10 protein-coding genes are annotated in these 11,201 nt (G+C 61.9%); 5 read left to right on the top strand and 5 right to left on the bottom strand.

Annotated features, from left to right (window positions below; genetic code table 11):
- Nucleotides 1-19: 19 nt before the first annotated feature.
- Nucleotides 20-1,552, bottom strand: coding sequence for a ribonuclease G (gene rng / locus DVJ77_RS10705; protein ID WP_114845499.1), 1,533 nt, complete (start codon nt 1,550-1,552; stop codon nt 20-22).
- A gap of 155 nt (nt 1,553-1,707) precedes the next feature.
- On the opposite strand from rng, the gene DVJ77_RS10700 reads away from it, so the two are divergent.
- The 3 genes from DVJ77_RS10700 to DVJ77_RS10690 are packed head-to-tail and all read left to right on the top strand — an operon-like array spanning nt 1,708 to nt 4,297.
- Complete coding sequence (locus DVJ77_RS10700; RefSeq protein ID WP_114845498.1) at nt 1,708-2,373, top strand: response regulator transcription factor; 666 nt, start codon at nt 1,708-1,710, stop codon at nt 2,371-2,373.
- Nucleotides 2,370-3,782 (top strand): sensor histidine kinase, encoded by a 1,413-nt coding sequence (locus DVJ77_RS10695; RefSeq protein WP_162791458.1) that lies wholly within the window; start codon nt 2,370-2,372, stop codon nt 3,780-3,782. Before DVJ77_RS10700 ends, DVJ77_RS10695 begins: the two co-directional genes overlap by 4 nt.
- Nucleotides 3,779-4,297 (top strand): mismatch-specific DNA-glycosylase, encoded by a 519-nt coding sequence (locus DVJ77_RS10690; RefSeq protein ID WP_114845496.1) that lies wholly within the window; start codon nt 3,779-3,781, stop codon nt 4,295-4,297. Before DVJ77_RS10695 ends, DVJ77_RS10690 begins: the two co-directional genes overlap by 4 nt.
- 133 nt (nt 4,298-4,430) lie before the next feature.
- Here DVJ77_RS10690 and DVJ77_RS10685 read toward each other — a convergent pair whose 3' ends face one another.
- Entirely contained in the window at nt 4,431-5,720 is a 1,290-nt protein-coding gene (locus DVJ77_RS10685; RefSeq protein ID WP_114845495.1) for a cytochrome c, read from the bottom strand.
- The gene (locus tag DVJ77_RS10680) at nt 5,717-6,499 is read right to left on the bottom strand and encodes a c-type cytochrome (RefSeq protein WP_225427939.1); all 783 of its coding nucleotides are present in this window, start codon (nt 6,497-6,499) and stop codon (nt 5,717-5,719) included. The genes DVJ77_RS10685 and DVJ77_RS10680 overlap by 4 nt, the downstream gene beginning before the upstream one ends.
- 73 nt (nt 6,500-6,572) lie before the next feature.
- Between DVJ77_RS10680 and DVJ77_RS10675 the strand changes: the two genes are divergently transcribed.
- Together DVJ77_RS10675 and bla are read left to right on the top strand one after the other, a co-directional pair.
- Nucleotides 6,573-8,189 carry an amidase gene (locus tag DVJ77_RS10675; RefSeq protein WP_114845493.1) on the top strand — a complete coding sequence of 539 codons (1,617 nt, stop codon included), beginning with the start codon at nt 6,573-6,575 and terminating at the stop codon, nt 8,187-8,189.
- 136 nt (nt 8,190-8,325) lie between these two features.
- Complete coding sequence (gene bla, locus DVJ77_RS10670; RefSeq protein WP_114845492.1) at nt 8,326-9,204, top strand: subclass B3 metallo-beta-lactamase; 879 nt, start codon at nt 8,326-8,328, stop codon at nt 9,202-9,204.
- Between the two features lie 24 nt (nt 9,205-9,228).
- On the opposite strand, the gene DVJ77_RS10665 is transcribed toward bla, so the two are convergent.
- Together DVJ77_RS10665 and DVJ77_RS10660 are read right to left on the bottom strand one after the other, a co-directional pair.
- Nucleotides 9,229-10,593, bottom strand: coding sequence for a class II 3-deoxy-7-phosphoheptulonate synthase (locus DVJ77_RS10665; RefSeq protein ID WP_114845491.1), 1,365 nt, complete (start codon nt 10,591-10,593; stop codon nt 9,229-9,231).
- Between the two features lie 43 nt (nt 10,594-10,636).
- Nucleotides 10,637-11,140, bottom strand: a complete 504-nt coding sequence (locus tag DVJ77_RS10660; protein ID WP_114845490.1) for a disulfide bond formation protein B — start codon at nt 11,138-11,140, stop codon at nt 10,637-10,639.
- Nucleotides 11,141-11,201 lie beyond the last annotated feature (61 nt).

Genomic DNA, 11,201 nt, shown 5'->3' with positions numbered 1-11,201 from the left:
GCTCGCGCCACACCGCGCGTCATAAAAGTACGACATCAAACTGTTCCTGCGAGTAATGCTCTTCGGCCTGAAATCGTATGCTTTTGGAGATGAACTCTTCCAGTTCGGCGACCGCTGCGGACTCCTCCTCCAGAATGCGATTGACCACTTTCGGGCTGGCCATGACCAATAATTTCTGCGCGTTGAACTGGCGGACGGCACGAGTGATCTCACGGAAAATCTCGTAGGTCACCGTCTCGGCGGTCTTCAGCGCGCCGCGTCCGCTGCAGGCGGGGCAAGGCTCGCATAGCTGGCGCTCCAGGCTTTCGATGGTGCGCTTGCGGGTCATCTCGACCAGACCCAGCGCCGACATCGGATATACCGTGGTCTTGGCATGATCGTTGGCGAGCCCTTTTTCCAGCATGCGCAGCACTTGCCGCTTATGCTCCTCATCAGTCATGTCGATGAAGTCGATGATGATGATGCCGCCCAGATTGCGCAGCCGCAGTTGCCGCGCGGCCGACTGCGCAGCCTCCAGATTGGTGCGGTAAACGGTCTCTTCCAGATTGCGCGTGCCGAGGTAGCCGCCGGTATTGACGTCGATGGTGGTCATCGCCTCGGTCTGATCGACAATCAGATAACCGCCTGATTTCAGCGGCACCTCTTTTTTCAGCGCCCGCTGGATCTCGTCCTCGACACCGTAGAGGTCGAAAATCGGCCGCTCGCCGGCGTAATGCTCGATCCGGTCGTCGAGGCTGGGCATGAACTTGTGCACGAATTTGGCGACCTTTTCATAGGTCTCGCGCGAATCCACCCGCACTTTCTCAATGTCGTCGGTGAGCATGTCACGCAGACTACGCAACGGCAGTGACAGTTCCTCGTAAACCCGCTCGCCGATCTTGGCCTTGGCGATGTTCTCCTGCACCACACGCCAGACCTTGCCCAGATAGGTGACGTCGAACGCCAGCGACTCCGCTGACTGGCCCTCGGCATTGGTACGCACGATATAGCCCAGTGGTACCTCGCCGATGAGCGAACCCAGCACTTCTTTCAGGCGCTGCCGCTCGTCCTCGTCTTCGATACGGGTGGAAACGCCCAGGGTTTTAGCGTGTGGCAGCAACACCAGGTAGCGCGAAGGAATCGACAAATGCGTGGAAAGTCGGGCGCCCTTGGTGCCGATCGGGTCTTTCACCACCTGCACCACGATCTCTTGACCTTCGTGAACGAGCTCACTGATCGACGGCACATGCCCGTTACCGGCATGCCCATTGCCCCCATTACCCGTATGACCATTGCCCTGAATCGGCGGGGCCGGTGTTTCGGCGCCCTCCACGGCTTGTGACGGCGGTCGCAAAATATCCGAAGCGTGCAAAAACGCCGCCCGCTCCAGGCCTATTTCGACAAACACCGCCTGCATGCCGGGCATCACCCGCTGCACCCGTCCCTTGTACACATTGCCGACATAGCCGCGCTTGGACGCCCGCTCAACGTGGACCTCCTGCAGCATGCCGTTCTCCACCACGCCGACGCGGGTCTCGCGCGGCGTCACATTAATCAAGATCTCTTCGCTCACCAGACTCTCCCCACCGGGGCATCTTTATAGCGGTTGCATAGTTGAACTGTCGATGCGAGTTTTTGAACCCAAGCATTGCCTCAGCCTGGCCCGGTAAATTGGATGGTTTACGCTAGCGGGACGGTGCTAGTTAAGCCGTGGAGAAACGCTGGATCATGAAACTGCTATTGGTGGAAGACTCCGAACGCCTGCGCAATACCTTGCGGCAAGGCCTGCAAGGTGCGGGGTTTACCGTCGACACGGCTCAGGACGGGATGGAAGCACGCGGCTTTCTGGCCAGTTATGGCTATGACCTCGTTGTGCTGGACCTGATGCTGCCCAAGCTGGACGGCGTCGGCGTGCTGCGCAGCCTGCCTGCGGGAGGGCAGCGGCCACGCGTACTGGTGCTGTCGGCACGCGATCAGGTCACCGATCGCATCGAGGCCCTGAACGCAGGCGCCGACGATTACATGGTCAAGCCATTCTCGTTCGACGAGCTGCTTGCTCGCTTGCGTGCCCTGGCTCGGCGGCCGCAGCAGACGCAGCCCGCGGTACTCAACCACGGCGCGCTGGCCTGGGACCCGCTCTCGCATTACGCCAGCGTGGACGGGCGCCCCTTGGCGCTGACCCCGCGCGAATTCTCGGTGCTGGGCCTGCTGCTGCGCCATCGCGGCCGTGCCTTCAGCCGCACGGAAATCCTTGAACGCACCGCCGGCAGCGACAGCGATGTTTCCGACCGCAGCGTCGAAGTGTTGGTGTTCGGCCTGCGCCGCAAGCTGGACGCCGCCGGCCTGCAGGGCTTGATCGAAACCCGGCGCGGCGCGGGTTACGTGATCCCGTGAGGCCAGCGTCCCTTTCGTCGCGTATCACCCTGTTGTTGGTCATCACCAGCCTGTTGGTGTTGGGCGGCGGCGCGATGCTGATGGACTGGCGCATCGACCATGAGATGAATGAGCGCTTCCAGCAAAACCTGTTGACCCAGGCGCAGGCGCTCACGGCGATGATCGAGCTGGAGCAGGACGCGCTCAGCGACGGCCGCATCCAACCACCGCAGGCCGGCATCCTTGGGGGCGAAGGCCATGCCTATTACGAATTGCGCTGCGCCGATGTGCCGCCGCTGCGCAGCAGCCCAGCCCTGCCCGTACTGCCGGCGGACTGGCCGCAGGCCGCCAGCGCCAAACCGCGTTACGGGGTACTGCACGCCCATCATGTGCGTCTGAGCACCGTGATGCTCACTGTGCAGCCTCCGCCTAGCGGCGAAGAAAACCAAACCCAAACCAGCCAGCCGGCCCTGCACGACTGCCGGCTGCTGTTCGCGCAAGATCGTCGCCCCTTCGATCAAATCCTGTTCGCCATCGACTGGATTCTTGCCCTGAGTCCGGCACTGGCGCTGGGCACCGCCCTGGTCGCTGTCCCGTTGATCGTGAGGCGCGGCCTGCGCCCGATGAAGGCCCTGGTCGAACGCATCAGCCACATCGGCCCCAATGCCCCTGGCCAACGCCTGACTCCCAGCGGGTTACGTGAACTCGACCCGCTGGTCAGCCGCTTCAACGATGTACTGGCGCGCATGGACGAAGGACTCGCCCGCGAACGCCAGTTCGCCAGCGGCCTGGCCCACGAAACGCGTACCCGGCTGGCCGAATTGCGTGCCCTGGCCGAAGTAGAGTCACGCTATCCCAGCGGCCGCAGCCTGCCCGAAATCCTCAGTGAGGTCGGCAACATCAGTGCCGAGCTGGAAGCGACCGTCACCGCCTTGTTATTACTGACTCGTCTGCAAGGTGGCCTGGAACAACCGCATCCGCAAACGGTTGCGTTAGGGCCATGGCTGGAACGGCAAGCTCAACGCTATCGCAGCCAGGCTGCCGAGCGCAGCATCGAGCTACATCTGCAAATCGACCATGCAAGCCATGTGCATACCGACCCGGCCCTGCTCGAAGTTGTAGTCGGCAACCTGCTAGGCAACGCCTGTGCTTATGCCGCCAGCGGAGACACGGTACGGCTGCGGGCCGAGCCTCAGGCGATCAGCATCGACAATGCCGCGCCCAACCTGCATGCCGACGACCTGCCCAGTCTCGGTCAGCGCTTTTGGCGCAAACAACCCCAGCATGCCGGGCATGCGGGCCTGGGCCTGGCGCTCGCGCAGGCCGCTACGGCCGCTCTTGGCATGCAATTGAGTCTTCGACTGGATACCGATCAGCGGCTGCATGCGCGGCTGTCCTGGGAGGATCCCAACACTGCTCGACACATATGAAGGCCATCCGAGCCGGTAACTGCCAGCACATACTGCCGGACGTGCTGCGCCCTGGCTTGCGCTGCGTGTTCTGCGGTACTGCAGCCGGCCGCCGCTCTGCCAGCGAAGGTGCCTACTACGCCCATCCCGGCAATATGTTCTGGCGCGCGCTGCACGCCGCAGAACTGACGCCGCGCCTGCTCGCACCCCAAGAGTTTCCGCTACTGCCGCACTACGGTATCGGCCTGACCGATCTTGCCAAGAAACATGTCGGCAATGACGACGAGCTGCCGCGCGATGCGTTCGACGTGGCCGCCCTGATCGCCAAGATCGAACGGTACCAGCCCCACGTACTTGCATTCACCAGCAAGGCGGCCGCACGTACCGCGCTTGGACGTCCAGCCGTCTATGGCTTACAGAGCGACCGCATCGGCGAAACGAAAATGTTCGTACTGCCCTCGCCTTCGGGCCAAGCGCGCGGACATTGGGATCTGGCGCCTTGGCAGGCCCTGGCAACGTTGTGCGCGTTGGGGTGAGGTAGGTTGGCGGTGAGCAAAGCGAACCCCAACATGCCACGGTCGGCGTTATGTTGTGAGTCACATTGGGCGCCACGTTGGGGTTCGCTTGCACTCACCCCAACCTACCCCAGGCGTTTACCGAGAATCCGGTTTAATCGATCGGCGTATGACGATATTTGCCGACGTCATCGGCACGCACCGGCGGCGCCTTGTTCGACCAAGCCTGGCGGATGTAGCTGACCACCGAAGCCACGTCGTTGTCGCTTAATGACTGCGCAAACGGCGGCATCGAATACGGCCGTGGATTACCCGCTGTCACCGGTGGAAAACCACCAAGCAACACCACACGGATCGCATTGATACCGGTGGGCTCGTTTACCGACGAATTGCCATCGAGCGGCGGGTAGACCCCAGCCACGCCCTGGCCATTCTTGCCATGGCAACTTGCGCATTGCTGCGCATAGACCTTGGTGCCTTGGCTAACCAACGTCTTGGTATCGAAGGGCAGCTCTTGCGGCGGTGTAGCTGACCGTGCCGGCAGCGATTGCAGATAAGTCGCGATAGCGCGCAGATCGTTCTCTTGCATGTGCTGGGTACTGCGCGCCACAACTTCGGCCATGGGGCCAAATGCGGTGCCTTTACCGGAATGGCCGGTCTTCAACAGATCGACGATGTCCTGCTCGCTCCAGCCTTCAAGGCCGCCATTGGCCTGAGTACTCAGATCGGGCGCGTACCAGTTTTGCACCGGAATCTGTCCACCCGACAGTGGCTGGTCACTGCGCATGCCGCCAAGCGCATCGCGCGTGATGTGGCATTCATTGCAGTGGCCTAAGCCCTGCACCAGATACGCGCCGCGATTCCACGACTCCGATTTGCTCGTGTCGGCTTGGTACACACCTTCTTTGAAATACAGCGCGCGCCATGCATTGAGGCTGGCACGCACGTTGTATGGAAATTCGAGACCTAGCGGGCCAGTCGTTTGCTGCACCGGCGCCAGCGACTGCAGATAGGCATAGATCGCCAGCGCGTCGTCGTGACTGACCTTGGTGTAGGAGGTATAGGTGAACGCGGGATACAGCAGCTCGCCGTGACGCCCCTTGCCCGAGTGCAAGGCCTGCCAGAAATCCTCGAAGCTCCAGTCACCCAAACCGGTTTCGCGATCGGGCGTGAGGTTGGGCGCGGGAATATCGCCAAACGGCGTCGCCGTTACGCGGCCACCGGCATAACGAGCGCCGCCTTGTGCGGTATGGCAGGCCGCACAATCGCCGACCGTGGTGAGGTATTCCCCCTTGGCGATCAGCGCGGGATCTTTCAGCGTGGCGGCATCAATTCGGCTTGCCTCACGCGAGACTGGCGCACTGCCACTGCGCAATAACATCCAGCCGCCCAGCAATACGGCCACGACCACCACCAGCAGCAACCATCGGCGCAAGCGCTTCATGCGCCATCTCCAAGCACGCCACAGTGCAGTGGCGGTGTGACCGAACCGGCCGGCTGCGCATGCAAGTCGGCCGGCAGTTCATGACTGGCCAGCCACGCCGATACCGCGCTGATATCCGAATCACTCAACCGGTTTGCCACCACGGCCATGCAGTCCGGCGCCACCGTGGCACGGGTCTTGGTGCGCCACGAGCCCAGTTGCGAACTGAGGTAGTCATACGGCAAGCCGACCAGACCGGGGATATGGGGCTGCACACCGGTGAGCTGTGCGCCGTGGCAACTCGCGCAGGCCGGCAGTTCGCGCGCCGGATCACCCTTCAACGCCAGGGTTTCGCCGCGCTGCAGGGTCGCCGCCGATACCCGTGGCACGGGCGAACGACTGTACGGTACCTGCTGCTGAGCGAAGTATTCGGCAATCTCTTGCATGTATTCCGGGCTGAGATGGCGCACGGTGTATTCCATCGGGCCGTACTTACGCAGGCCCTCCTGGAAATCCTTGAGCTGCCGCGCCAGATAACCTGCCGGTTTGCCTGCCAGTCGCGGAAAGAAGCCGCTCTTGGGCGAGCCCTCGCCATGCACGCCATGGCAGGCAGCGCAGGAGGCCACGCGTTGCTGGATGGTGTCGGGCACCTGCGGCGTTGCGGGGTCATCCGCCGCGTGGACGGCATGCGCCGCGAACAACAGCACCACCGCCGCGATACGAGAAAACCCTCGCGGCACGGGGGGCCTGGCCTGACTCAGCTTGGCATCGGTATCCATCCGGCGATTATAGGCAGCCACCTCTGATCCGAGCGCCCGCGATGCGATTAAGCTTGCTCATCGCGACATCCTGCCACACACCCCGGAGGCCACTGTGATTCGTTCGCCGCTTACTCATGCCTTGCTTGTTGCCAGCGTACTGGCCAGTACACCGCTCATCGCGCAAAACGCGACCGAGGCCGATGTCTGGTCATCGGTCGCCAGCCTGCGCCAACGCATGGATAGCGGTGCACTGACATGCCAGGCGCTGGTGCAGCAGTTCGATAGCCGTATTACTCGTATCGATCAGTCCGGCCCCATGCTGCGCGCGGTGATCGAGCGGAATCCTGATGCCGCCAAGCTTGCCGCCGAACTCGACGCTCAACACAGTGCCGGCAAATCACTGGGCGTGCTGCACGGCATCCCGGTGCTGCTCAAAGACAATATCGACACCGGCGACCGCATGCTGACCTCGGCCGGCTCGCTAGCCTTGATGGATGCCCCGGCGCCTCGCGATGCCAGTCTGGTGGAGCGCTTACGCAAGAACGGCGCGCTGATCCTGGGCAAGGCCAATCTCAGCGAATGGGCCAATATGCGTTCGGGCCATGCCAGCAGTGGCTGGAGCGCCCGCGGCGGGCAAACCCGTAACCCTTACGTACTGGACCGCAACCCTTGCGGCTCCAGCGCGGGCTCGGCAGCAGCCGTTGCCGCCGGACTGGTCACCGTGGCTATCGGCAGCGAAACGGACGGCTCGATCATCTGCCCCGCCGCCAGCAACGGCATCGTCGGCATCAAGCCGACCCTTGGCCTGGTCAGTCGTAGCGGCATCGTGCCGATCAGCCATAACCAGGACACCGCCGGCCCGTTAGCCCGTAACGTCGCCGATGCCGCTGCCCTGCTGAGCGTGATCGCCGGCAGCGACTCGGGCGATCCAGCCACCGCCGATGCCGACAAGCACGCTACCGATTACACCCGCTTCCTCGATCCGAACGGATTGAAAGGCAAACGCATCGGCGTGGTGCGCCAGATGGCCGGTGCCGAACCCAATGCGGATCGCGTGCTGGAGCAATCCATTGCGCTGATGAAGGCGCAAGGCGCGGTAATCGTCGACCCGGTCGAGCTGCCGCACCTCAAAGACCTTGGCGATGCCGAGATGATCGTTCTGCTCTACGACCTCAAGCACGATATGGACGCCTATCTTGCTACCCGCACCGATTTGAAAGTGAAGACGCTGGCTGATCTGATTGCCTTCAATCAACGCGAAGCCGCGCGTGAAATGCCCTGGTTCGGGCAAGAGCTGTTCGAACAGGCACAGGCCAAAGGCCCGTTGACCGACAAGGTATATATCGACGCATTGGCCAAGGCCAAGCGACTGTCGGGCAAGGAGGGCATCGACGCCGCTCTCGCCGCGCATCATCTGGATGCGTTATTGGCACCGTCATGGGGGCCGGCCTTTATGACCGACCCGGTACTCGGCGACCATGTTGTCAGTGGCGACCCCACCGTAGGCGGCGCCTCGCAGCCAGCAGCAGTCGCCGGCTACCCATCCATCACCGTACCCGCGGACTTCGCTCATGACTTGCCGGTAGGTATCGTTTTGTTCGGCGCGAAGTGGAGCGAGCCGACGCTGATCTCTCTGGCATATGCCTATGAACAGCACAGCAAGATCTATCGCGCACCACGCTTTCTCGACACCGTCGGTGGCAAACCGCAGATTTCAGCAAGCCCATAGTTTCCTTCCAATAGCCATATAAGCGACCGGCCGGCGCCCCAACCGTGCCGGTCGCGCGCAGCAAACTACGCGACGCCATATCGAATGCCATCCATAGCATCGGTGTCATCGCAGCTCCACTATCCGGGGATAACTCATGAAACGACTGATCTGCTACCTGCTTGCCGGCATAGCCACCACGGCCACGCTGTCTGCACATAGCGATGAAGCTAGCTGGACCCAACCGCAGAAACCCTTTCAGGTATACGGCAACACCTACTACGTCGGCACGCTGGGGCTGAGCGCCATCCTGGTGACTTCGCCGCAGGGGCATGTGCTGATCGACGGTACCCTGGAACATAACGCGCCGCTGATCGAGGCCAACATTCGCGCACTCGGCTTTCGCGTCGAAGACATTCGAGTCATCTTGAACTCGCATGCTCATTCCGATCATGCGGGTGGCATTGCCGAGCTTGCGCGAGTGAGCGGCGCCAAGGTGCGGGCAAGCGTCGCTGGTGCGAAGGCGATGAATCTAGGCGGCAACGATCCCGACGACCCACAGTACGACGGAGCAGCGCACTATCCCGTCATCGCAAATATCGGCGTGGTGCGAGACGGCGAAACGATACGTATCGGCACCAGCGAGCTGATAGCGCATTACACGCCTGGGCACACGCCTGGCGGCACGTCCTGGACATGGCGCTCATGCGACCAGGGGCATTGCCTGAATATGGTCTATGCCGACAGCCTTACTCCGATTAGCTCGGATGGCTTTCACTATAGCGGCGACGCCACGCATAAGGAGCGCGTGAAAAGCTACCGCCAAACGTTGGCAACAGTGGCGGCACTCCCTTGCGACATACTGATAACCCCGCACCCTGACGCCAGCGACTTGATGGAGCGTGTCGCTAAACGGGATCAAGGGCTGCAGCCGAATCCGTTGGTCGATACTCAGGCGTGCAAAGCCTATGCGGCGGGGGCAGGCGTGAAACTCGATGCGCGTCTCGTCAAAGAGCAGACTGAGCGCCCGCACTAACCCTGCCCGATGGTCGGGCCGCCCTTACATGCCGCCCGATTTGCGCACGATCAACATCGCCAGCTCCAACGATTGCTCGTAGTTGAGGCGGGGATCGACCATCGACTTGTAGGCGCGTTTGAGATCGGTCTCGCTCAGGTCGCGCGCACCGCCCATGCACTCGGTGACATCCTCGCCGGTCAGCTCCAGGTGCACGCCGCCCAGGCGTGTCCCCACGGCTGCATGGATATCGAAAGCCTGCTCAAGCTCGCCGCGAATATTGTCGAAACGGCGGGTCTTGTAGCCATTGGAGGTGCTTTCGGTATTGCCGTGCATCGGATCGGCAACCCACAGCACGCGCCGGCCGGCTCGCTTCACCGCCTCCAGCAACGAAGGCAGTGCCGCTGCGATCTGCGCATTACCCATGCGATGGATCAAGGTCAAACGACCCGGCTCATCCTCAGGATTGAGCACGTCGATCAAACGCAGCACATCGTCGGGCTTTGCTGTCGGCCCCACTTTTACGGCAATCGGGTTGCTGATACCGCGGAAATATTCGGTATGCGCCCCATCCAGCGCCGCCGTGCGCATGCCGATCCACGGGAAATGGGTAGACAGATTGAACCAGCCTTCATGACGTGGCACTTGGCGCGTCATCGCCTGCTCGTAGTGCAATAGCAAGGCTTCGTGCGAGGTGAAAAAATCCACCCGCGTGAAACCGGCAATCGGACCGGCGAGGGTTTCCATAAAGCGCAGCGAGTCGCCAATACCGGCCACCATGCGCCGGTACTCGGCCGCCAAAGGCGCGTGTTCGACCCAGGCCAGGTCCCAGTATTCGGGATGATGCAGATCGGCGAATCCACCGTCGATCAGCGCACGCACGAAGTTCATGGTCAATGCGGAATGCGCATGCGCCTGAATCAGTCGCTGTGGATCGGCTCGCCGCGCTTCGGCGGTGAAAGCCGGCCCATTGACCACATCGCCGCGAAAGCTCGGCAGAGTCACGCCGTCGCGCGTTTCCGTATCGGTAGAGCGTGGTTTGGCATATTGACCTGCGAAGCGCCCCACGCGCAGCACCGGTTTTTTCAGCCCGTGCACCAATACCAGGCTCATTTGCAGCAGCACTTTGAGTCGGTTGGAAATAATCGGACTGGTGCAATCGACAAAGCTCTCCGCGCAGTCGCCACCCTGTAGCAAGAAGCGCTGACCTTCCTGCGCCTCGGCCAAGGCCTGCTTCAACGCGCGCACTTCCCAGGACGTCACCAAAGGCGGCAGCTCCGCCAGTTGTTTGGTGGCCCGGGCCAGTTCGGCGGCATCCTCATAAACCGGTTGCTGCAGCGCGACACGCTGCTGCCAGGAGTCGGGCGCCCAGGCGGCGGGTTTATGAAACAGGGGAGAAGGATGATTCATGGATGCAGCCTCACAGGCCGATGACATATATGAAGCGTACGCCTCAGCGAGACGCGCGTTTACGCAGGGCGACGGACACCGCCCAGATGGTCAGTACTAGATACCAAAGCAATGTCCAGGCAGGCATGGGCAGCCCCAGGATCGGCTCGATCTTTGCGCATTCGCCAGAACCGGTGAATACCATCTTCAACGTCTGGGCAAACGGAAAGGCGTCCATCATGTAGCTCAAATTGGGGCCGCAGGAGGGAATTTGGTCGGCCGGCAAGGTTTGTAGCCACAGGTGACGGGCGGCGGTGCCGATACCGGCCAAAGCGCCAATCACTACACCACCGGTATACACCCAACGCAGCCCGCCGCGCGGCGCAAACAGCGCTCCAAGCAAGAAAAACACGGCCATCACCATAAAGGCGATCCGCTGAAATATGCACAACGGGCACGGGATCATGCCCATGTAATGCTCGCCATACAGCGCGAAGCTGAGCAGGCCCACGCAAATCAGAAAGCCAGCAAAGAAAACCGCACGGTAAGACCAACGAAAGGGGTTCATGGAGCCACCATCATGTTGCGAGGCAGCAACCTTAACCGCTCGCCATCGCGCTGTCAGCTAC

Source organism: Dyella tabacisoli (genome assembly GCF_003350925.1).
Taxonomy (GTDB): domain Bacteria; phylum Pseudomonadota; class Gammaproteobacteria; order Xanthomonadales; family Rhodanobacteraceae; genus Dyella_C; species Dyella_C tabacisoli.
This window is presented reverse-complemented; position numbering and strand designations above follow the sequence as displayed.